The organism is Flavobacterium terrigena, from assembly GCF_900108955.1.
Lineage (GTDB): Bacteria > Bacteroidota > Bacteroidia > Flavobacteriales > Flavobacteriaceae > Flavobacterium > Flavobacterium terrigena.
Genome location: NZ_FNYA01000002.1, coordinates 642,520 through 664,358, shown reverse-complemented (window position 1 = coordinate 664,358; position 21,839 = coordinate 642,520). Strand labels below are relative to the sequence as shown.

Annotated in this window: 22 protein-coding genes and 1 tRNA gene; 15 read left to right on the top strand and 8 right to left on the bottom strand. The window is 29.3% G+C overall.

From position 1 onward, the window contains the following. Window positions 1-67: 67 nt before the first annotated feature. A complete protein-coding gene (locus BMX42_RS06355; RefSeq protein WP_091310657.1) occupies window positions 68-1,357 on the top strand; it encodes a hypothetical protein in 1,290 nt (429 codons plus the stop codon). Window positions 1,358-1,363: 6 nt separating this feature from the next. After that, the gene (locus BMX42_RS06350; protein WP_091310654.1) at window positions 1,364-1,549 is read left to right on the top strand and encodes a hypothetical protein; all 186 of its coding nucleotides are present in this window, start codon (window positions 1,364-1,366) and stop codon (window positions 1,547-1,549) included. Window positions 1,550-1,793: 244 nt separating this feature from the next. On the opposite strand, the gene BMX42_RS06345 is transcribed toward BMX42_RS06350, so the two are convergent. The 7 genes from BMX42_RS06345 to mce form a co-directional block, all read right to left on the bottom strand. Then, entirely contained in the window at window positions 1,794-2,597 is an 804-nt protein-coding gene (locus tag BMX42_RS06345) for an AAA family ATPase (protein WP_245748258.1), read from the bottom strand. Window positions 2,598-2,695: 98 nt separating this feature from the next. Next, the gene (locus BMX42_RS06340; RefSeq protein WP_091310647.1) at window positions 2,696-3,925 is read right to left on the bottom strand and encodes a site-specific integrase; all 1,230 of its coding nucleotides are present in this window, start codon (window positions 3,923-3,925) and stop codon (window positions 2,696-2,698) included. Window positions 3,926-3,986: 61 nt separating this feature from the next. Beyond that, the gene (locus BMX42_RS06335; RefSeq protein WP_091310643.1) at window positions 3,987-4,880 is read right to left on the bottom strand and encodes a hypothetical protein; all 894 of its coding nucleotides are present in this window, start codon (window positions 4,878-4,880) and stop codon (window positions 3,987-3,989) included. Next, window positions 4,877-5,176 (bottom strand): helix-turn-helix domain-containing protein, encoded by a 300-nt coding sequence (locus tag BMX42_RS06330; protein ID WP_091310640.1) that lies wholly within the window; start codon window positions 5,174-5,176, stop codon window positions 4,877-4,879. The genes BMX42_RS06335 and BMX42_RS06330 overlap by 4 nt, the downstream gene beginning before the upstream one ends. Window positions 5,177-5,298: 122 nt before the next feature. Then, on the bottom strand, window positions 5,299-6,597 hold the full coding sequence (locus BMX42_RS06325) for a hypothetical protein (RefSeq protein ID WP_091310637.1): 1,299 nt from the start codon (window positions 6,595-6,597) through the stop codon (window positions 5,299-5,301). Window positions 6,598-6,706: 109 nt separating this feature from the next. Further along, window positions 6,707-6,780: transfer RNA gene (locus BMX42_RS06320), tRNA-Ile, on the bottom strand. An 83-nt stretch (window positions 6,781-6,863) separates the two neighbouring features. After that, window positions 6,864-7,271 (bottom strand): methylmalonyl-CoA epimerase, encoded by a 408-nt coding sequence (gene mce, locus BMX42_RS06315; RefSeq protein WP_091310633.1) that lies wholly within the window; start codon window positions 7,269-7,271, stop codon window positions 6,864-6,866. Between the two features lie 83 nt (window positions 7,272-7,354). On the opposite strand from mce, the gene rbfA reads away from it, so the two are divergent. From rbfA to BMX42_RS06300, 3 genes are read left to right on the top strand one after another with little or no spacing between them, the layout of a single operon-like run. Then, on the top strand, window positions 7,355-7,747 hold the full coding sequence (gene rbfA / locus BMX42_RS06310; protein WP_091310630.1) for a 30S ribosome-binding factor RbfA: 393 nt from the start codon (window positions 7,355-7,357) through the stop codon (window positions 7,745-7,747). A gap of 1 nt (window position 7,748) precedes the next feature. After that, window positions 7,749-8,948: an ABC transporter permease gene (locus tag BMX42_RS06305; RefSeq protein WP_091310627.1), complete on the top strand. Its 1,200-nt coding sequence runs from the start codon at window positions 7,749-7,751 to the stop codon at window positions 8,946-8,948. Beyond that, window positions 8,945-9,460, top strand: coding sequence for a nuclear transport factor 2 family protein (locus BMX42_RS06300; RefSeq protein WP_091310623.1), 516 nt, complete (start codon window positions 8,945-8,947; stop codon window positions 9,458-9,460). Before BMX42_RS06305 ends, BMX42_RS06300 begins: the two co-directional genes overlap by 4 nt. 12 nt (window positions 9,461-9,472) lie before the next feature. On the opposite strand, the gene BMX42_RS06295 is transcribed toward BMX42_RS06300, so the two are convergent. Next, window positions 9,473-10,426: an NAD-dependent epimerase/dehydratase family protein gene (locus tag BMX42_RS06295; RefSeq protein ID WP_091310619.1), complete on the bottom strand. Its 954-nt coding sequence runs from the start codon at window positions 10,424-10,426 to the stop codon at window positions 9,473-9,475. A 272-nt stretch (window positions 10,427-10,698) separates the two neighbouring features. Between BMX42_RS06295 and BMX42_RS06290 the strand changes: the two genes are divergently transcribed. The 10 genes from BMX42_RS06290 (at window position 10,699) to BMX42_RS06245 (ending at window position 21,833) form a co-directional block, all read left to right on the top strand. Then, window positions 10,699-11,250, top strand: coding sequence for a hypothetical protein (locus BMX42_RS06290; protein ID WP_143055609.1), 552 nt, complete (start codon window positions 10,699-10,701; stop codon window positions 11,248-11,250). Window positions 11,251-11,283: 33 nt separating this feature from the next. Then, complete coding sequence (gene mfd / locus BMX42_RS06285) at window positions 11,284-14,637, top strand: transcription-repair coupling factor (protein WP_091310613.1); 3,354 nt, start codon at window positions 11,284-11,286, stop codon at window positions 14,635-14,637. A 97-nt stretch (window positions 14,638-14,734) separates the two neighbouring features. Beyond that, the gene (gene porW / locus BMX42_RS06280; RefSeq protein ID WP_218141441.1) at window positions 14,735-17,407 is read left to right on the top strand and encodes a type IX secretion system periplasmic lipoprotein PorW/SprE; all 2,673 of its coding nucleotides are present in this window, start codon (window positions 14,735-14,737) and stop codon (window positions 17,405-17,407) included. A gap of 4 nt (window positions 17,408-17,411) precedes the next feature. After that, on the top strand, window positions 17,412-17,768 hold the full coding sequence (locus BMX42_RS06275; RefSeq protein ID WP_091310606.1) for a bactofilin family protein: 357 nt from the start codon (window positions 17,412-17,414) through the stop codon (window positions 17,766-17,768). Between the two features lie 122 nt (window positions 17,769-17,890). After that, window positions 17,891-19,117 carry a DUF3887 domain-containing protein gene (locus BMX42_RS06270; RefSeq protein WP_091310601.1) on the top strand — a complete coding sequence of 409 codons (1,227 nt, stop codon included), beginning with the start codon at window positions 17,891-17,893 and terminating at the stop codon, window positions 19,115-19,117. 4 nt (window positions 19,118-19,121) lie between these two features. Then, entirely contained in the window at window positions 19,122-19,337 is a 216-nt protein-coding gene (locus BMX42_RS06265; protein ID WP_091310597.1) for an AtpZ/AtpI family protein, read from the top strand. Further along, complete coding sequence (locus tag BMX42_RS06260; RefSeq protein WP_091310595.1) at window positions 19,337-19,726, top strand: hypothetical protein; 390 nt, start codon at window positions 19,337-19,339, stop codon at window positions 19,724-19,726. The genes BMX42_RS06265 and BMX42_RS06260 overlap by 1 nt, the downstream gene beginning before the upstream one ends. A gap of 117 nt (window positions 19,727-19,843) precedes the next feature. Continuing rightward, window positions 19,844-21,013, top strand: a complete 1,170-nt coding sequence (gene atpB / locus BMX42_RS06255) for a F0F1 ATP synthase subunit A (protein WP_091310592.1) — start codon at window positions 19,844-19,846, stop codon at window positions 21,011-21,013. Window positions 21,014-21,048: 35 nt separating this feature from the next. Further along, complete coding sequence (gene atpE / locus BMX42_RS06250) at window positions 21,049-21,246, top strand: ATP synthase F0 subunit C (RefSeq protein WP_091310589.1); 198 nt, start codon at window positions 21,049-21,051, stop codon at window positions 21,244-21,246. Window positions 21,247-21,332: 86 nt separating this feature from the next. Further along, window positions 21,333-21,833, top strand: a complete 501-nt coding sequence (locus BMX42_RS06245) for a F0F1 ATP synthase subunit B (RefSeq protein WP_091310586.1) — start codon at window positions 21,333-21,335, stop codon at window positions 21,831-21,833. The last annotated feature ends 6 nt before the right edge of the window (window positions 21,834-21,839 follow it).

Genomic DNA, 21,839 nt, shown 5'->3' with positions numbered 1-21,839 from the left:
GAGTATAAATTTTTTTTATTAAAAATAGTTACTATATTTATAAAAAATAGTAATTAAAATTTAAAGAATGACAGCAGTAGTTGGGATTTTAAATAAACAAGCTGTAGCAATTGCAGCAGATAGTGCTGTTACAATAGGTGGCTCTAATGGGAATAAAATTTTTAATAGAGCCAATAAGGTTTTTACATTATCAAAAAAACATCCTGTAGGTATTATGCTTTATAATTCAGCGTCTTTTTTGTCAACACCTTGGGAAGTAATTATAAAAATGTATAGAAAGCAATTGGGGAGCAACTCATTTCCAAGAGTAGAAGATTACAAAATGGATTTCATTAGATATTTGAATTCTAAATCGTATTTTACAGAAGATGGAATTCAAAAAATATATTTGGAATCTTTTTTTAGAACAACATTTGATAAGTTGTTAAATGTTGCACTTTCTGAAAGAAAAGAATTGTTGAATATAATTTCTGATGAAAATAAAGCTGAAATAATTAGATTGATAGAATTAACAATAGATGAGTCTATAACTCAACTTGGTGATAGAACTGATATATGTCCAGAGCTTAAGGATATTACTTTAGAAGAGTTCAGAGAGTTTCTTGCAATTGAATTTCAGCATCATCATGATACTGTTTTTACAGAAAACGGCTATACTATTAGTGCTGAACTTCAAGAAAAATTATTTAGATATTTTTATTTAGTTTTTAAGACACCTGAAAAATATAATAATTACACTGGCTTGATTTTTGTTGGATATGGTGAAGATGAACTCTATCCGCAATTATTCCCAATTAATGTTTCTTTAGTTTTTAAAGATAAATTAAGGTATTATGATGATGAAAGAAATACTGCAAGAATAAATCATTTTAATGCAGGGGCAATTTGTCCTTTTGCCCAGACTGATGTTATAGATACAATATTAACAGGTATAGACCCTACATTAGATTACACATATAAAGAAAATCTAAAAGAGACTTTAACTAAATACAACACATTGATTTTAGAAGAATTAGGGGACACGAATACAGAATTATCAGAAAAATTGCGTAATTTTGATTATGACTTTTTAACTAGAGAGCATCAAGTTAAAATTGATGAAACAAAAACATTAAATTATATTCAGCCTTTAATGAATGCAGTAAATAATCTTTCAAAAGAAGATTTAGCAGAAATGGCAGAAAGTCTAATTTATTTGACATATTTAAAAAGAAGAATTACATTTGCAGAAGAAAGTGTAGGTGGACCCGTAGATGTTGCAATAATTTCCAAAGGTGATGGATTTATTTGGATAAAACGCAAACACTATTTTAAACCTGAATTAAATAAATCCTTTTTTGACAATTATTTTAATTAATCAATTATGAATAACCTAACTTTAGACTCACAGTTTAACACATTAAAGCCAGTAACTACTTGTTCACTAGCAAAGCCTGTTAAGAGCATTGCTAAGGATAAAATAATTGCAGGGATGTCTCCAAAGCAAATCTCTTCTGTAGTTTCTGACCATCTTATAAATGTTGTTAAACAACAATTTGAAAAAAAATAATATAAACCCAGCCTTTAGCTGGGTTTTTTTTAACTCAAAACCAAGAATAGCTGGTAATACTATTACTTAGTACTTTTAATACACCTATGGCAAAACAAAAGGTGTTTTTTCCTCTTTTAAGGAATGTGTTTTAAATAGAATAAATTATTTGTTTCAATTACTCAACTCTGAAAAAGGCTGCTCCATACCAGCAAAGGAAAGATTATCATTTTCTGCTGGTGAATCATAGCTGGGTTTAATTATTTCAAGCTCCATTTCTATTTTGTGTTAAGTTAGAAGTTAGTTCAATAAGTAGTTTTTGTTTGTTTACAAAATCTTGTTCAATTGTCTTAGATAAATCAATGTTCTCATTGTATAGTGTAGTAAGTTCTTTCATTGTGTTACATTCAGAGACCTTTATTTGAAGTTCTCCTTTTGTCATAGTACTATTACTCCAATTAAGTATTTTCTTGCCTGTTTGAGCAGTTATTACAAATTGAGGTTTCCCTTCAAATAGACTAGTTCTGTCTTTTGATACAGAAGCATAGTGTTTATTATCCAATTCAAATAGAATAGTAAAATCATAACTAATTTCATCTCTTTGAATTGCTTTTAAACCAACCTTTTCAGGAACTATTTTACCATTCTTTTCATTTAAAACATAATCTTGCTTTACACGCATTGTGCAAATAATATGCACATTGCTTTGAAGTATTTTATCAATAAATGCTTTTTGTCTTGGAGTTACCTTATTCCAGTTAGTAAATGTATTACCAGCAAGGGAAGAATGATAATCAAGTAAAAAATGCCAACAATGTGATATGCTGTCTAAAATTATTACTTCCATTCCAGCTTTTTCACACACCTCAATAGCTTCTATATATCTTTCAGGTGAATGTGGATTATCCAATGAAAGAACATTGTATTTTCCTAAATGAGAATATAAGTTTGAACTACCATTCTCTGTGTCAATAATGGCAACCTTACTTAGGTTTCCATTTGTTAATCCTTGTGCTATTAGAATTGCACTTGTAGTTTTTCCACTACCACTAGGTCCTTGTAAAGCCATTTTTATCTTGGTTTTACTTCTTTCTGATTTTTTTAATTCCATAATTAGTTAAAATAAAAGCCTACTTAATGATTAGATTAGTAGGCTTAGGGTTAATGTTAGAAATACAATTCTAATGGTTCATTGAGAAGTTTTTCATTTTCTTTGTCAATTACATCATCTTCAAAGTCCTTAAGATAGGCAGAAGTAATTGCTACATTTTGATGTCCCATTGATTGACTAACAATATCAGTAGAAACACCTAATTGTTTTAAATTTGTTGCATAACTATGTCTAGCAACATAACTGCTTAAGGGTTTGTCAATTCCAACAATCACAGCAATTTTTTTTAAATCACTATTAAATTTTTTAAGTTTCTTGTGTTTCCTGTTTTGTATTTGGGTAGGTGTCATGTTTTCACTTAGTAAAATTGGAAAGACATATTTAGTTTTAGAAAAAACATTCTTATAATAATCTAATATATTTTGTGCTGGTTTAAGAATACCAATGTTAAATTTTCCTTTTGTCTTTGACCTGATATATGTTATTCTTCCACCAGAAATGTTAGACCATTCCAATTGCATAATATCAAAGAAGTTGATACCTCTACAATAGTAAGAGAATAAAAATAATCTTTTTGCTTCTGCAAGATTTGGGTATAATGTTTCATCAAAATTCTCAATCAATCTTACTTCATCTCTTGTTAATGCTTTTTTTATATTTCCTATTTTTAGTTTTGAAACTTTATATATCTTAAAAGGATAATGTTTTTCTTCAACTACACCTTTCTTAATTGCTTTGTTGAAAAGAGAACGAAGTTCTCTCATTTTAAAAGCAACACCTCCATCAGCATTTTTATTTTCTCTCAGAAATACTTCATACTTATCTAATAAATAAGGGTTTATTTCCTTAAACATTAAGTTTTTCTTTTTACAAAAAGTAAAAAATGAATTTTTAGTTTCTTTTAAAGCTATAGCATTTCCAGCCTTTCCTGATTTATTTAAATCTGAAATAACTTCTTCCCAAAACTCTAATACAGTAGTTTTATTAGGTTCAATTCCTCTAAACTTCTCTTCAAATTGTTCTAAACTAAAATCAACTTCATCTAGTTCAAACTGATTAATGATTTTAAAAGCCAACTCTCTTTTCTTTGCTAATACTAAATTACTTTGAGTGTGATTTGGGAATGATTTTTTAAATTGATTATTAGTATCATCCCAATCAGATAATGAGCATTTTAGATTCAAGGATATTATTTTAGATTTTCTTTTATTAGTTATTCTTAAAATAACAGGATATAACCCATCATTAGTAGTTTTATCTCTTAATACTATTTTTATACTTGCCATAATGATTTTTGATTAATATTGACAAATTCCAACAATAGGAAGTATGGAATTTGTCAATGTTTTAATTATTTAATAATTGAGTAAATTTTTCAATTAATTGATTTCTTAAATATGTTTTTACTTTCAAAAGTTTGTATTCTTCTAATAGTGAGATGTACTTCTTTTTGTGATTTGACTTAACTTGTCTTTTATTGGTGTTGTTAAGTTTGTCCCAAAAAGTAAAACTTGAATACATGTTTAATTTTTCAAAGTCTTCTTTTGAAATTGACTCCTCTGAAAAATTATCCACAATTAATAATTCATTAAATCGATTTAATAAATATTCAAAAAGGCTTTTCAATATGTCTTTGTTTTTCAAATCACTTAAATTATAAACCCCAAGAGGATTAAATTCTTTAGGGCTTAAAAACTTAATTTCAAATCTTAAGATGTTTTGGTCTTTAAGTTTATATTGTTTAGCCTTATCATAAATTTTTATGATATAATTGCAATGTTCAAAAGCCATCAGATAGCCATTGCTCTTAAATTTATTGATAGTAGTATGTCTATCAAATTTGTGCATCAAAACACTTTTAGAAATCAATTCTTTAGCAGTGATTGGAATATTAATGTTTAATCCAAATTCAAGTTGAGTTAATTTTTGGTTGGTTACATCAATAATGTTACTTCCTAAATAATCAATAGTTGAACAAAGTTGAGAGTATGTAAAATCATTGTGATTATGTTCATCTCCCTCTATTAATAAATTATTTAACTTATGGATTGAATTCTTTACATACCCATTTTTCTCATTAACAACTAATTCCATATTTTCAAGATTAACTTTATATGGGTATAGGACCTCTTTAGAATGATATTCAAAAACAGTATAAGCTCTATTGAAGTTCTCTTGATTCATAACAAAAGATTCAAGTTTGTTTTTGTCTCGGTAGTGTACTCTTATAAAATCTATCATAACTTAGATTTTTGAGTTCTACTTAAATAAGTATCTAAGTTTTCTTCAATTTCAAAAGAAGAATAAACTTTGCTATTAAGTACCCAGCTTTCAAGTTCAGACTTTTTGAAATAAATTTTTTTGCCACCAGGATTGTAGAAGGGAATTTCCTTTTTGCTGGTCATTTTATACAATGCAGACTTAGACAGATTTAAAAAATCTGCTCCCTCTTCAAGAGTTAATATCTCTTTGCTTAAAGCATATTGTCTTTTTAATAATGCTTCAATTTTATCTAATTTTTGTTGGAATAATTCCATAATTTTTAAAAATTATGGATGTGCACATCCGATTTATATGTGCAAATAAAGTGTACAAAAAAACCCTTATTCCAAAAGTGTAATAAGGGTGTAAGTCAAAGTGTAAGATAAAGTGTAAGGCTTTATTCTATATATTTTTTGGTTAGGTATTCTATTAATGAATCAATGTCAATTTTCATTCTTGAATTGTCAATTTTTCCTCTTGATAATGCGGTATATAAATCTGATGATTTTATTAATTTATTTTGTTTATTTAAAAACAACTCACTTTTTTCAATTGCTAATGGGGTCAAATTGTCAAAAAACAATTCTAATGATTTTAAGTAATAAGCAACATAGGGGTTTGGTTTAGTAAATTTTAATTTCTTGACATCTGAGGTATCTTTAAAAACTAAGATATTCAAAAAATCTTCTTCAGATAAATCTTCTATATCAAACATTTCAAGTTTTTCAGACATTTCATATAAGTCAATAAATAAGTCTGCTTTTAAATTATTCTTAGGTTTAAAATCTGATCTATTATTTGTTCCTTCTATTATTATTCTATATAATTTGTGATTCACATTTAATGATTTATATTTCGAATAAAGTGTAGATGTTATACTATTTATGGAGTTGTTTATTAATTCAAATTCAGAGGATTTTAAATCTTCTAGTTTTGTGTAATAGTTGTATAATGTATCAAGTTGCTTAATTAGAAAACTCTTAAAATCAGCATTAGAAGAATTTTTGTTTATTATGTCTAAACCTGCATAAGCATAAAAATTAATGACTATAGAGCTATACTTAGGAAAATCCATTTGGATGCTCAAATCATTTTTCATTACCCAAGATTCAAAAAATATTTTTTCATCTGTGTGGAAAATATATTTGTAGTCTTTTGTATGGATAGTTTTAAACTCATAAGAGTTTCTTAATCTGTAAAACCCATCACTAAATAATAAATCATCTATAAATTTAAAAGGGACTAAATCATCACCATTACTAAAATAAAGAGTTGTATTTTTTTTAATCTCTATGTTTTCAAGAACTTCTTTATAATTTACTTGGATAAACTCTATTATGTATTCAATTTCATTAAGTGCTATCTTACTATACTCTTCTTCTGCTATTAATTGATTGTTTTTTTCTTTATAATTATTAATCTTGTCGTTTAGCTTATAAATATAATCCTCAATTTCAAATTCATTTAAACTTGAAACTTCTTTAAGAATATTATTAACTATTAATTTTCTTATTTCCTTAAAAATAATTTTAATATACTGGCTCTCATTTGAAATGTTTTTATCATCTGAGTTAGATAATAATTCTCCTAAATAAACTCTTTGTGAATTGTAGTCATTTTTTAGATTATTTAAGAAATCTTCAAAGTACAAAAGATGAAAAAAATGAAGAGGATTACTTAACAGGTTTGGTAACATACTTGTCTATTTAAGACTGCAAAATAATAATTAAAATAAATGTTTGACCTATGTTTGACCTAAAAAAAATAAAGCCTCCCAATTATCTTGGAAGGCTTTATTCTACTAGTGGTCCCACCTGGGCTCGAACCAGGGACCACCTGATTATGAGTCAGGTGCTCTAACCAACTGAGCTATAGGACCAGTTTTGAGAGTGCAATATTAGGGCTAATTTATATTAGGTGCAAATTTTTTTTAAAACTATTTCAAAAGTTAACGTTAATTTGTTATAAATCAGGGTTTTCTTGGCATAATTCTATTAAAACGCCGTTTGTGCTTTTCGGATGTAAAAAAGCAACTAGCTTATTATCGGCACCTTTTTTTGGAGTTTCGTTTAAAACAGTAAATCCTTCACCTTTAAGTCTTTCTATTTCTGTGTAAATATTTTCAACGTCAAACGCGATATGGTGAATTCCTTCGCCTTTTTTTTCTAAAAATTTAGCAATTGGACTATTTTCATTCGTAGCTTCTAATAATTCAATTTTATTTGGACCACACATAAAAAAAGAAGTTTTTACGCCTTCACTTTCTACTTCTTCTGTCTTGTATGCCGGTTGTCCAAAAAGTTTCGAAAACAATTCATTTGAATTTTCTAAATCATGAACTGCAATACCAATATGTTCTATTTTTCTCATTTGTTTACGTATTAATATGCAAAAATAATCATTCAAAATTTTAAATCTGCTTATTTTGTTTGTAAAAATTGTATTTTTGCAGCATGGAAACAAATAGACAAAAAAAAATTGGCGCATTATTGCAAACAGACTTGGTTGATATTTTACAAGGTGAGATTAGAAAAAATTCTATTTCTAACTTAATTATTTCAGTATCAAAAGTAAATGTTACGTCAGATTTATCAATAGCGAAGGTTTATTTAAGTGTATTTCCTTCAGAAAAAGGACCAGAATTATTAGCTGCTATTAAAAGTAATGCACCTTTAATTAAACACGATTTATCTCAACGTGTAAAATTACAATTAAGACGAGTGCCAAATTTAATTTTCTTCATTGATGATAGTTTGGATTATATTGAAAAAATTGACAACGCGCTTTCAGGAAAAGAAAATCCAATTGAAAATCCAGATTTATTAGAAAAAAGAAAAAGATCGTAAATTGAATTTTCCGTTTTACATAGCCAAAAGATATGCTTTTAGTTTGTCTAAAACTACCGCTATAAACGTAATTACTTTTATTGCTTCTTTCGGAATTATAGTTGGCGCTATGGCACTTTTTGTAGTGCTTTCTGTTTTTAGTGGCTTGCGCGATTTCAGTTTAAGTTTCACAAATGCCACTGATCCCGATTTACGTATTGAAACCCTAAAAGGAAAAACATTCTTCATTTCCGAAGTTCAAGAAAACAAATTAAAATCAGCTAAAGAATTTGCTAAGTATACTAAAATTGTAGAAGAACGCGCTTTGTTCTACTATAATAATAAGGAACATGTGGCCTATTTAAAAGGTGTCGATAATAATTTCATAGCTGTAAACGGTTTCAATAAATTTTTATATGCTGGAGATTGGTTAGAACCAAATACGAATCAAGTTGTTGTTGGTTCTGGAATTTCTAGAAAATTAGCTTTAGGACTTTTCGACTTTAATAATGTTTTAGAAGTTTATGTACCGAAACCAGGTTCGGGAATGATTGAAAACCCTGAAGATGATTTTAATAAAGCACCATTACAAACTTCTGGAATTTTTCAGGTTAGCGAAGATATTGATGAGAAATATATTTTTTCTTCAATTCCATTAGCGCAAGATTTACTGAATTACAAACCGAATCAGTTAACCTATATTGACTTTAAAATGGCGCCAAACGTTTCAGAATCTGATGCGATTGAAACCATAAATAAGATTTTTCCAAATCAGGTAAAAGTAAAAAACAGAGCGCAATTAAATGACGCTTTGTATAAAATGCTAAATACTGAAAACATTGCCGTTTATCTTATTTTTACTTTAGTTATCATAATTGCTTTATTCAATTTAATTGGTGCGATTATTATGATGATTATCGAAAAGAAAAGCAATTTGAAAACCTTATATAATTTAGGAATTGAAATGAAATACTTGAAAAATATTTTCTTATTTCAAGGAAATATCATTTCCATATTTGGTGGAATATTAGGTTTGGTTTTAGGAATTGTTGTCGTTTTAGCTCAACAACAATTTGAATTAATCATGATCACGCCATCATTAGCATATCCAGTTGTTTTCGAAACAAAAAATATTTTAATTGTATTGTTCACGATTGTAATTTTAGGATTTATAGCTTCTAAAATTGCGAGTAGTACGGTATCTAAAAAATTATTAGAATGAGAAAAGTTATAGTTGTATTATTAGGATTGGTTTTTATTGGATGTAAATCGGCTCAACCAAAAAGTAGTGAAAACGTGAAATCTGAAATTAATTTAATTTTAGATAATTGGCACAAAGCAGCAGGTCAAGCTAATTTCAATGCTTATTTTGACGTGTTGACGGAAGATGCCATTTACATTGGAACGGATCCTACAGAAAACTGGAACAAACAAGAATTTATAAAATTTTCGAAACCATATTTCGATAGAGGTAGAGCCTGGAATTTTACCGCTTTAGAAAGAAATATTTATTTTTCTTTGGATATGAAAACGGTTTGGTTTGATGAATTACTCAATACGCAAATGAAAATTTGTCGTGGTAGCGGTGTTTTAGTTGCTGATGCTAACGGAAATTGGAAAATAAGACATTATGTATTATCCATGACTATTCCAAATGACAATACGGATGAAGTCGTAAAAATAAAATCTCTTATCGAGGATAAGGAAATAGAAAAACTAAAAAAAGGCGAATAAATCGCCTTTTTTTTATTTGTAAATTGTTTCTTTTAAATTCTTAAACATGTCAACCGTCATGTTTTCAATGTTGAAATCATTTTTCCAACCCCAATCTTCTCTTGCTGAACTATCGTCAATACTAGCTGGCCAACTGTCGGCAATTTTCTGACGGAAATCAGGTTCGTAATTAATGGTGAAATTTGGATAATGTTTCGTGATTTCTTCTGCTAATTGTTTCGGAGTAAAACTCATTCCAGATAAATTGTACGAAGAACGAATTTTGATATCCTCAGCATCCGCTTGCATAATACTAATCGTAGCTTTTATTGCATCGTCCATATACATCATCGGTAAAGCAGAATTTTCAGATAAAAAACTTGTAAATTTCCCATCAGTTATCGCTTTGTGATAAATATCAACCGCGTAATCTGTAGTTCCACCACCAGCTTCTGTACTCCAGCTAATTAAACCTGGATATCTGATGCTTCTAATATCTACACCATATTGTTTGTTGTAATATTCTGCCCAACGCTCACCAGTTTGTTTTGAAATTCCGTAAACCGTACTTGGTTCCATAACCGTATATTGTGGTGTGTTTTCTCTTGGAGTTGTTGGTCCGAAAACCGCAATACTTGAAGGCCAAAATATTTTTTTAATTTTTCCTGCTTTCGCTAAATTTAAAACATGAAATAATGAATTCATGTTCAAATCCCAAGCAAATGCTGGATTTTTTTCAGCAGTTGCAGATAATAAAGCAGCCATTAAATACACATCAGTAATCTGATATTTTTCAATTAATTGCTCAATTTGATTGTAATCTAAAGCGTTTACAACCTCAAAAATTCCATTGTTTACAACGTCATTTTCTAATTTTCTAATATCTGAAGCAACCACGTTCTCAACACCATAGGTTTCACGTAGTTTTGCTGTAAGTTCGGTGCCTATTTGTCCACAAGCGCCAATGATTAATATTTTGGTTTGCATAGTTGTATGTTTTGAATCACAAAGATAAAATATTGACAATAATAACTCTTTTTTTTGAACTTTTTTTTTGATTTTTATGAAAAATACCCTTTCGAATTATTAATTATATATTTAACGCAATTTTTTAAATAATCCTATAAACATTTGTAAATTTGCAGTTCATAATTCTAAAGGAAATGAATTTTTTTAAAATACTTATACTTTCTGTTTTTAGCGGTTTTTTGTTTTTTTCTTGTAAAGATAATGAGGAACAACTTCTACTAGTCCAAAAAATGGAGAAAAAAAACAGAGAATCTTTTGATCAAATCAATAAAGCTTGGTTGTTAAATATTCCAAATGCAAGTGTCGAAGTGAGTTCGGTTTTAAACCAATGGAAAGAATGGCAAAGTTTTGAACAAGAAATCAAGCAAAAACCAAAATCATCTATTAGTGCTTTCAAACAGAAGGTTTTAAATTTGGTTTCAAAATCGGATAGTTTACATTTAAGTGTGCCATCAAGATTTAATAAACCTCAAGTACGAAGCAGAATTGTGGCCTTACAAACTAAAATTTTAGCTTTAGATACCTATTTTTCTTTGGACATTGTGCCTCACGAAAAAGTGGAAGATTTGATTAAAGCCATAAATAAAGAAATGACTGCTTTTTACATGCAATGTGAAGAAATTGTAGTGAAAAGTAGAATCCCAACAGAAATTGGTGAACCAAGAATTATCAGCGTAAGCGATACAACTCGAAATGCGAAAGCTATAAATTTCGACGATTTAGAGCAGAAAGAAATATTAGAAAAAGATAAAAAAACCGTTTTAAAAAAGCCTAATAATTAATTTTTTTAATTCCGGTTTACAAAATAAAACACTTTGAGTAAATCAGAAATCATTCAAAAATATCAGCAAAATCCAAAAATTGGACAAATTGCTGAATTTTTTGCGTCTCGTAAAAAAATAAATGCCACTGGATTAGTGGGTTCTTCGCTATCATTTGTTGTTGATGCCTTGTTTAAAAAATCGGAATTGCCTTTTTTATTATTATTCAATGATAAGGAAGAAGCTGCCTATTATTTAAACGATTTAGAAACGTTGATAAACGACCAAGATGTGTTGTTTTATCCGGGTTCTTTCCGTCGACCATATCAAATTGAAGAAACCGATAACGCCAATGTTTTGCTTCGTGCTGAAGTTTTAAACCGAATCAATTCTAGAAAAAAACCAGCCATAATTGTTTCTTATACGGATGCGATTTTCGAAAAAGTGGTTACCCGAAAAGAATTAGATAAAAACACCTTAAAAGTTCATGTAAACGATAAATTATCTATCGATTTTATTAATGAAACGTTGTTTGAGTACAATTTTAAACGTGTCGATTTTGTTTCAGAACCTGGAGAGTTTTCGGTTCGTGGTGGAATTATTGATGTGTTTTCTTTTTCAAATGATATTCCGTACAGAATTGAATTTTTTGGGGATGAAGTTGATAGTATCAGAACATTCGATATTGAAACGCAATTGTCTAAAGAAAAAGTGACTAAAATTGCGATTATTCCCAATGTAGAAAATAAAGTTTTACAAGAAAAACGCGAAAATTTCTTAGATTATATTTCAGAAAAAACAGTCATTGTTCTTCAAAATACGGATTCCTTAGGAAGTAAATTAGACCGATTATACGAAAAAGCAAAAGAAGCCTATTCGAAATTAACGCTTACTATAAATCATTCTAAACCTGAAGAATTATTCGTCAACCAGGAAACATTTTTAAAAAGAGCGTTAGATTTTTCGGTGATCGAATTAGATAAAAGTCCAGTTTTTAAATCGGAAAAAACATTTCAATTTCACACACAACCACAACCTTCGTTCAATAAACAATTCGATTTGTTGATGAATAATTTAAACGATAATTATCATAACGGAATTAAGAATTTCCTGTTTTCTTCGAACGAAAATCAAGCCAAAAGATTCAAAGAAATTTTTAAAGATATCGATGAAGATGCGGCTAAAAATGTAAAAGACAAATACGACAATATTGTTTTTCCTTTATTTTCAGGTTTCATTGATGAAGAATTGCAAATTGCATGTTATACCGATCATCAAATCTTTGAACGTTATCATAAATTTTCCATCAAAAATAACGCTTCGAAAAAGCAAACGGTGACTTTAAAAGAATTAACCGCTTTGTCAATAGGTGATTATGTCACACACATCGATCACGGAATTGGGAAATTCGGAGGTTTGCAAAAAATTCAAGTCGAAGGTAAAACGCAAGAAGCTATTAAGTTAGTTTATGCTGATAATGATATTGTTTATGTAAGTATTCATTCACTTCATAAAATTTCAAAATACACTGGAAAAGATGGCGCGCCACCAAAAATTTACAAATTAGGAAGTGGTGTTTGGAAAGCCCTAAAACAAAAAACCAAAGCTCGAGTTAAACATATTGCGTTCAATTTAATTCAATTGTATGCGAAACGTCGTTTGGATAAAGGTTATGCTTTCGGACCAGATTCTTACATGCAAAAAGAGTTGGAAAGTTCTTTTATTTACGAAGATACGCCAGACCAAATTACGGCGACACAAGATGTAAAAATGGACATGGAAAACGATCGTCCAATGGACCGTTTGGTTTGTGGCGATGTTGGTTTCGGAAAAACAGAAGTCGCGATTCGTGCCGCATTTAAAGCGGTTGATAACGGAAAACAAGTAGCGATTTTAGTGCCAACAACCATCTTAGCGTACCAACATTATCGAACATTTACGGAAAGGCTGAAAGACATGCCAGTTACGGTTAGTTATTTGAACCGATTCCGTTCCGCAAAACAAAAAGCAGATACGTTAAAAGGATTAGAAGAAGGAAAAGTTGATATCGTGATTGGAACACATCAATTGGTGAATAAAAACGTAAAATTCCGCGATTTAGGTTTGCTAATTGTAGATGAAGAACAAAAATTTGGTGTGAACGTAAAAGACAAATTAAAAACGATTGCCGCAAATATTGATACGCTTACTTTAACGGCAACTCCAATCCCGAGAACGTTGCAGTTTTCGTTAATGGCTGCGCGAGATTTATCTGTAATTACAACGCCGCCGCCAAATAGATATCCAATTGAAACCAACGTCATTCGTTTTAGTGAAGAAACCATTCGTGATGCGATTTCGTATGAAATTGAACGTGGCGGACAAGTGTTTTTTATCAATAATCGAATCGAAAATATTAAGGAAGTTGCTGGAATGATTCAGCGTTTGGTGCCAAATGCGAAAGTTGGAATTGGTCACGGACAAATGGATGGAAAAAAACTGGAAGAATTAATGTTGGCTTTTATTGAAGGTGAATTTGATGTCTTGGTGGCAACCACAATTATTGAAAGCGGTTTAGATGTACCAAATGCAAATACGATTTTCATCAATAATGCGAACAATTTCGGACTTTCCGATTTACATCAAATGCGTGGTCGTGTTGGTCGTAGTAATAAAAAAGCTTTTTGTTATTACATCACGCCACCAGATTCTGTGATGACAGATGATGCTAGAAAAAGAATCAATGCTTTGGTACAATTTTCTGATTTAGGAAGCGGTTTCAATATTGCGATGAAAGATTTAGAAATTCGTGGTGCTGGAGATTTATTAGGTGGTGAACAAAGTGGTTTCATCAACGAAATTGGTTTCGATACGTATCAAAAAATCATGAACGAAGCTATTGACGAATTAAAAGAAAATGAATTCGCTAATTTATATCAAGAAGAAAACGATATCGAAACAAAAGAATTTGTAAAAGAATTCCAAATTGATACCGATTTCGAATTGTTGTTTCCAGATGAATATATCAATAATATTTCGGAACGTTTGAGTTTGTATAGCGAATTAGGTTCGGTAAAAAATATTTCAGAATTAGAAGCTTACGAAAAACGACTAATTGACCGATTTGGACCTTTACCAAAAGAAGCAGTTTCGTTATTAAACAGTGTTCGAATCAAATGGAAAGCGAAACAAATTGGTTTAGAAAGATTGATTCTGAAACAAAACAAAATGGTAGGTTATTTTATTGGTGATCAGCAATCTAATTTTTACCAAAGTAACCGTTTTATGAAAGTGATGAAATTCGCACAACAAAACGGAAATTTATGCAAAGTGAAAGAGAAAGAAACCAAAAACGGACTAAGACTTTTAATTACTTTTGAAAATGTAAAAAGCATCAACAAAGCGTTGGAATTAATTGAAATGATATAATCTTTAAAAGTTGTGAAATCTTTCAAAAAAAAAACTTATTTTTACACGTTAGCATACTAAATAACCAAATTTATAGTTATTTATAAAAATTATGACATTGAAAACTATACAATTAAAATATATACTTTCCTTTGGTATTATTACCATTCTTTTGGCTTGTTCTACTAAAAAAGACAATTTCGTAAATAGAAAATGGCATTCTGTTAATACCGAATATAATACTCTTTATAATGGTGATGTGGCTTTACAAAAAGGAATTGAAGATGTAAAAGCAACTTATTCTGATAATTTTTGGGAAGTGCTTCCGTTAGAAAGAATGCAAATTACCGAAGAAGAACAAAAGCCAGGTGATACTAAAAATCCTAATTTTGAACGTGCCGAAACCAAAGCTACAAAAGCAATTCAGAAACATTCAATGAATATTGGTGGTTTCGAAAAAAACAATCAAATTGACGAATCGTATTTAATGTTAGGTAAATCAAGATACTACGAACACAGGTATTTACCAGCAATGGAAGCTTTTAATTATATTTTGTACAAATATCCAAATAGTAACAATGTGTATCAAGCACAAGTTTGGAGAGAAAAAGTAAACTTAAAATTAGAGAACGAGCAATTAGCGATTAAAAATCTTAATAGAACTCTAAATGGACAGAAAAAAATAAAGAGTCAAGATTTAGCAGATATAAATGCAGTTTTAGCGCAAGCTTATATTACAACAAATAAGTTAGATAGTGCTATTGCAGCGGTTAAAATTTCGAAAAAAGAAACAAAACTAAAAGAAGAAAAAGCACGTTATACTTTTATTTTAGCACAATTATACGAAAAATTAGATTACAAAGACAGTGCTTTTGTAGCGTATCAGGAAGTAATTGATATGAAACGTAAATCGCCTCGTAACTATACTATTTACGCACATTTGAAACAGACTACACAATTCGATTTTGAAACTGGTGATACCATTGCTTTCCATAAGAAAATTGATAAATTGTTAGAAAACATCGAAAACAAAAAGTTCAGAGATGCAATTCATCATCAAAGAGCGGTTTTTTACGACAAAAAAGGAAATAATAAATTGGCGATTTTAAACTATAATAAATCGCTAAGAAATATGTCAACCGACAGATATTTAGCAGCTTCGAACTATAAAAACATTTCAAATATCTATTATAGAGAGAAAAATTTTCATTCTTCAAAAATATATTTAGATTCGACATTAGTTCATTTGACGGATAAAAACAGTGAATTTAAACCGTTAAAAAAGAAGTTAGAAATCTTGGCAGATGTTGTGAAATATCAAGACATTATCAGCCAGGCTGATAGTGTTATTAAAGTTTCAAAAATGTCTCCAACTGATAAAATTAAATATTATCAAGATTATATCGATAAATTAAAAATTTCAGATTCAATTACAGCAAAAAAACTAGCAGAAAGTGGTAATGCTTTAAATCAAAATCCGAAATCGGACATGATGCCTTCTGGTAAATCAGACGAAAACATGTTATTGCCACCTGGTGCTGGTGGTTTAAGTCCAGTTAATACGGGATCTGCTAAAAACCCTTTAGCTGAGGCTTCATTTGATAAAAAACAATCGACGGATTTTCCAATAAATACGGGTGGTTTGCAAAGTAGTTTTTACTTTTATAATCCTGCTACTGTGGCACAAGGAAAATTAAATTTCAAGAAAAAATGGGGGGATAGAAAATTAGGAGACAATTGGAAAACAGTTGCAACTTCCAATCAAAATCAGATAGATACAACTAATCCAGATGAAGTAATTGAAGAAATAACTCCAGATGAAAAAACGAAAAGTAGTGTTGTTCCAAAATATACTACCGCATTTTATATTGATAAATTACCAAAAGAAGAAAAAGTTTTAGATAGTTTAAATACCGAAGCTAATCATGCGCGTTTTCAGTTGGGTTCTATTTTTAAAGAAAAACTAAAAGAAAATAAATTAGCGATAACTTCTTTTGAAGATATTTTAGTAAACAAACCAGAAAGCAAATTGATTTTGCCAACATATTATAATTTGTACCAATTATATGATTCTGAGAATCCTGAGAAAGCAATGGCTTATAAACAAAAAATTCTTTCAGAATATCCAGATAGTAGATATGCATCTGCGTTCAATAACACTGCAATAAATGCCGATATCACAGCAGATTCTGAATTTAATAACTTATATGCTAAGGTTGAAAAAGGTTTGTATCGAGAAGCGAATGCCGAAATTGATGCCTTGCTGAAAAAATATGATGGAGACGAGTTAAACGCTAAATTTGATGTGTTAAAAGCAAAAATTTCGGCAAGATTATTTGGACTTTCAGCTTATAAAACAGCGTTGCAAAAAATTGTAAAAAATTATCCTAAAGGAGTAGAAACTAAAAAAATTGAATCGATTTTAGCTACAGATATTCCAGTTTTAGAAAAGTTAGATTTTGGCGCAACTCCAAGAACATTTAATTTGGTTTTTGTAAGCAATTATCCAAACGAAACTTCGCATAAAAACTTAATTGAAAGATTAAATAAATATGCTAAAGAATCGGGGGATACTAAAATAAAAGTGTCGAATGATATTTATAATGTTGACAAAAACATGATTGTTTTACACGGAATTTTAAATAAAATTACTGCAGAATCAGTTTATAATTATCTGAAAGAACACAAAGATTATAGACTAAAAGACACACCAATTATTATCTCAAATGAAGATTATAAAGTGGTTCAAGTCAAGAAAAACTTAGAAGAATATTTGGCGAAAATCAAATAAAAACATGTTAGATAAAAAACAAAAAGCCGACTACGATTTATTAGGTAAAACAAACCGAATTGTAGAACAAACCACAATCACTGGAAATATAGTTTGCGCTGCCGATTTACGCTTAGATGGAGAATTAATTGGCGATATTACTTGCAAAGGAAAAATTGTATTAGGTCCGAAAAGTAAAGTTGAAGGCAATATTATATGTAAAAATATAGATATTGAAGGGAAATTTAACGGAAAATTAGTGGTAGAAGAATTACTAGGAATTAAAAAAACAGCTAAAATTTCTGGAGAAGTTACGGTTGGAAAATTGGCCATCGAACCTGGAGCCATTTTTGAAGCTAGTTGTGAAATGAGAAATTCATAATTTCGAATTCAACGAATCCAAAAAAAAACAATATTAAAGTTGAGTTAGATGAAATCTAAATAAGAGTTAAGTTAAAAGAATCAAGCGAAAACCCTTGGGTTTATCAAAATAATCAAACCAAAATGAAACAAACATTATCTGCATTATTACTACTATTTACTTTATTCTCTTTTTCTCAAAACCAAGAAATCGGTCAAAAATTTGTGGAAACTTTATTAAAAGAAAAGAACTTTGAAAAAGCTGTAACCTTTTTAGACGATTCTATAAAAGACCAAATTACTGTTGATTTATTATCTAAAACTTCAACACAATTAGATGCACAATTGGGAGCATATCAGAATACAATTTCTGTTACTAATAAAGGCGATATTTTATCATATTATACACAATTTAAAAACATGGCTTTAGATTTTGATATAAGCTTTGAAAAAGATAAAATTGTAGGTTTCTTTTTAAAACAACACCAAGAAGCAAATGCAAACGATTATAAAATTAAAAGCGGAACAATTGACTTAAAAGGAACTTTGTTAGAAGTTGAAAATTCTAATGTTTTAGTAGTTTTTTTACACGGTTCTGGTCCAAGTGACAGAGATGAAACTGTATTGCAAAACAAACCTTTTAAAGATATGGCTGAAGCTTTTCAAAAAGAAGGAATTGCTTCGTATCGTTTTGATAAAAGAACAAAATCTAACTCGGAAACTTTTACAAATGAAAGTACTTTTGAAGATGAAGTTACAAATGATGTTGTAAATATTGTGGCGCATTTTAGAATAAATGAAAAATATAAAAATCATAAAATAATTTTAATAAGTCATAGTTTAAGTGCTTATTTAATGCCCAGAATACTGAGTTTGGTTAAAGTAGAAAAAGCAGTAATGATGGCTGGTAACGCACGAGGTTTAGATGAAGTTATTTTGGATCAATATGCGTATTTTAATTCTTTAAACCCATCTGAAGAAATGGCTGAAGAAATAAAAAACATGACCAAAAAAGTAAATTTTTTACGTTCAAAAGCATTTGATTTAAAAGCAACAAATGATCAATTGCCATTGGGTTTGTCTGCTAAATATTGGCAAGCTTTATTAAATTATAAACCTTTGGTAGAAGTTAAGAAAGTGACTATTCCGTTATTAATTCTAAACGGAGAACGCGATTATCAAGTGACAATGAAAGAGTTTAATTTATGGAAAAAGACTTTAGTGAAAACGAAAGCTCAATTTATTAGTTATCCAAAATTAAACCATTTATTTATAGCTGGTGAAGGCACGCCAAGTCCAGAAGAATATGGCGTTAAAGGAGAAGTAGATAAAAAAGTAATTCAAGATATTATTACATTTTCAAAACAATAAAAATATGCCAATTCCAAAAAAAGCAAACAAATGGCTACAACTTATAAGTATTCCTGCGCAAATGGGAATAGTTATCTTTTTGTTTGCCTATTTAGGGCAATATTTGGATGAAAAATACGAGTCTGAAAACTATGTGAAAATTTTTACTGTTGTCGGAGTATTTTTAGCGATGTATAATGTTATTCGTCAAGTCAATCAATTGAATAAAGATGATAAATAATGAAAAATTACCTATTGTTTTTTAAAGAACTTTTCTTTTTTGCTTTTCCATTATACATCATACATAGTTTGGTTTTTCTATTGCCAAGTTTAAACGCTGCTCAAGAAAATTTTTATCTTTCCATTACTGTTTTATATGTGTTGTTTTTTATTTTTTCGAAAACGATACTTTTTATAGTGAAAAAGGTTTCTGAAAAAAGTTTTGATAACACAGGAATGGTTTTTATGTTGGCAACGTTTGTTAAAACTGGAATTGTTTATTTCATTATTAAGCCAATTTTGGATTCTGAGCACAATCAAATCGAAAAATTAAATGTTTTTTTCATTTTTATTTGTTTTTTATTAATCGAAACCATCATAACAGTGCGAATATTGAACAAAAAACAATAAACAAATGTTATTTTATATAATTTGATAAAAAAAGTAAATTAGTGCTATTGTAATTTAAAGAAAAAATATACCTTTGCAAAAATTTTAAGGACAATATTTTTTAGAATATATATCATTATGTTGATTTCAAGAAAAACAATTCAGTTATTTATCGCTACAGTTTTTGCTGTTTTACCAGTTTTTACTTTCGCTAATGCAGATACTACTCACGTTGCAAAAGCTGCTCACGCAGAAGTTGTAAATCATGAAGGTGATGCGCCTAAAGAAGTAGTTTCGGAAGAAGTTAAAGCTCAAGAAGAAAGAGCTGAATTTATTCAACATCACTTATTAGATTCTCACGATTTTCATTTATTCTCTTATGGAAAAGAATCAGGTCATGAAAAACATGTTGGTTTTCCATTGCCGGTAATTTTATGGGAAGATGGATTGCATTTCTTTATGTCATCTGAATTTCACCATGGTGAGGCAGTTGCAGAATCAAACGGAAAATATTTTGCTATAAACCACCACGATGGTATGGTTTATAACACAGATGCAAAAGGAACTTTCAATGTTGATGAAAAGCATCATACTACAAATACAAAGCCTTTAGATTTATCTATTACTAAAAATATAGTTATGATTTTATTTGTAGCTTTATTAATGTTTGTAATGTTTAGAAATCTTGGTAAATCTTACGGTAAAAACGGAGGTATTGCTACTGGTGCTGGTAGATTTTTTGAGCCAATTATTTTGTATGTTAGAGATGAAATTGCAATTCCTAACATTGGAGAAAAACACTATAAAAAATACATGAGTCATTTATTGACAGTATTTTTCTTTATTTGGTTCTTAAATATGTTTGGTTTAACACCACTTGGAGTTAACGTTACTGGAAATATCGCAATTACTGCTGCTTTAGCAATTATTACTTACTTAATCACAACTTTTACAGCTAATAAAAATTATTGGGGTCACATTTTCTGGATGCCAGGTGTACCACCATTAATGAGAATAGTGTTAGCGCCAATTGAATTGTTAGGAACAATTATTAAGCCATTTTCATTAACAATACGTTTGTATGCAAATATGGTTGCTGGTCACATTGTTTTAATGAGTATTATCGCTATGATGTATACATTTAATAATGTTGCAGGAAGTGGTTTTTCATTTATTTTGGCATTTGTACTTTCTATTTTAGAAATTTTAGTAGCTGGATTACAAGCTTATATTTTCACGATGTTAACAGCGCTTTACTTTGGTTCGGCAAATGAAGAACATCACCATGATGAGGAAGCTCATCATTAATAAATTGAATGTTTAATTTTTAATATATATACATTATGACAACTATTCCAAATTTAGTAGGAGCAGGTTTAATCGTTATCGGTGCTGGTTTAGGTATCGGTAAAATTGGTGGTTCAGCAATGGACGCAATTGCACGTCAACCAGAAGCTTCTGGAAAAATTCAAACTGCAATGCTTATTGCAGCTGCATTAATTGAAGGTATTGGTTTTGCCGCATTCTTTATGGGTAAATAATATTTTTTAAAACAATTGTTGTGACGGTTGGTTGCAACAATTGTTTAATTAATAAAAAATTAGATTAATAAATTAAGAAATATATAATGGAACAATTATTAGGTCAATTTTCATTAGGTTTGTTTATTTTACAAATTGTTTTATTTGTAGGACTAATCCTTTTATTGAAGAAGTTTGCTTGGAAACCTATTTTAGATGCGGTAAATGAGCGTGAAGAAGGTATCAAAGATGCTTTATTATCTGCTGAAAATGCGAAAAAAGAAATGATGGCTTTGAAATCTGATAACCAAAAATTATTAGACGAAGCTCGTGCTGAAAGAGATACGATGATTAAAGAAGCAACTGCTATCAAAGAAAAAATGATTGCTGATGCTAAATCTGAAGCGCAAACTCAAGGTGCAAAAATGATTGAACAAGCGAAAGCTACAATCGAAAGCGAAAAAAATAATGCAGTTGCTGAAATCAAAAATCAAGTGTCTTCATTATCTTTAGAAATCGCTGAAAAATTATTAAAAGAAGAATTATCTAACAAAGATTCTCAAACTAAATTAGTTGAGAAAATGTTAGCTGATGTTAAATTAAACTAATCCAAA

Bases quoted from the DNA above. Each gene is read 5' to 3' on its own strand.
- BMX42_RS06340 (WP_091310647.1), bottom strand. From the start codon at position 3,925: ATGGCAAGTATAAAAATAGTATTAAGAGATAAAACTACTAATGATGGG.
- BMX42_RS06300 (WP_091310623.1), top strand. From the start codon at position 8,945: ATGAGAAAAGTTATAGTTGTATTATTAGGATTGGTTTTTATTGGATGT.
- rbfA (WP_091310630.1), top strand. From the start codon at position 7,355: ATGGAAACAAATAGACAAAAAAAAATTGGCGCATTATTGCAAACAGAC.
- BMX42_RS06290 (WP_143055609.1), top strand. From the start codon at position 10,699: ATGGAGAAAAAAAACAGAGAATCTTTTGATCAAATCAATAAAGCTTGG.
- BMX42_RS06335 (WP_091310643.1), bottom strand. From the start codon at position 4,880: ATGATAGATTTTATAAGAGTACACTACCGAGACAAAAACAAACTTGAA.
- BMX42_RS06325 (WP_091310637.1), bottom strand. From the start codon at position 6,597: ATGTTACCAAACCTGTTAAGTAATCCTCTTCATTTTTTTCATCTTTTG.
- BMX42_RS06260 (WP_091310595.1), top strand. From the start codon at position 19,337: ATGAAAAATTACCTATTGTTTTTTAAAGAACTTTTCTTTTTTGCTTTT.
- BMX42_RS06265 (WP_091310597.1), top strand. From the start codon at position 19,122: ATGCCAATTCCAAAAAAAGCAAACAAATGGCTACAACTTATAAGTATT.
- BMX42_RS06355 (WP_091310657.1), top strand. From the start codon at position 68: ATGACAGCAGTAGTTGGGATTTTAAATAAACAAGCTGTAGCAATTGCA.
- BMX42_RS06330 (WP_091310640.1), bottom strand. From the start codon at position 5,176: ATGGAATTATTCCAACAAAAATTAGATAAAATTGAAGCATTATTAAAA.
- mce (WP_091310633.1), bottom strand. From the start codon at position 7,271: ATGAGAAAAATAGAACATATTGGTATTGCAGTTCATGATTTAGAAAAT.
- atpE (WP_091310589.1), top strand. From the start codon at position 21,049: ATGACAACTATTCCAAATTTAGTAGGAGCAGGTTTAATCGTTATCGGT.
- BMX42_RS06270 (WP_091310601.1), top strand. From the start codon at position 17,891: ATGAAACAAACATTATCTGCATTATTACTACTATTTACTTTATTCTCT.
- atpB (WP_091310592.1), top strand. From the start codon at position 19,844: ATGTTGATTTCAAGAAAAACAATTCAGTTATTTATCGCTACAGTTTTT.
- BMX42_RS06345 (WP_245748258.1), bottom strand. From the start codon at position 2,597: ATGGCTTTACAAGGACCTAGTGGTAGTGGAAAAACTACAAGTGCAATT.
- BMX42_RS06295 (WP_091310619.1), bottom strand. From the start codon at position 10,426: ATGCAAACCAAAATATTAATCATTGGCGCTTGTGGACAAATAGGCACC.
- BMX42_RS06275 (WP_091310606.1), top strand. From the start codon at position 17,412: ATGTTAGATAAAAAACAAAAAGCCGACTACGATTTATTAGGTAAAACA.
- BMX42_RS06350 (WP_091310654.1), top strand. From the start codon at position 1,364: ATGAATAACCTAACTTTAGACTCACAGTTTAACACATTAAAGCCAGTA.
- BMX42_RS06245 (WP_091310586.1), top strand. From the start codon at position 21,333: ATGGAACAATTATTAGGTCAATTTTCATTAGGTTTGTTTATTTTACAA.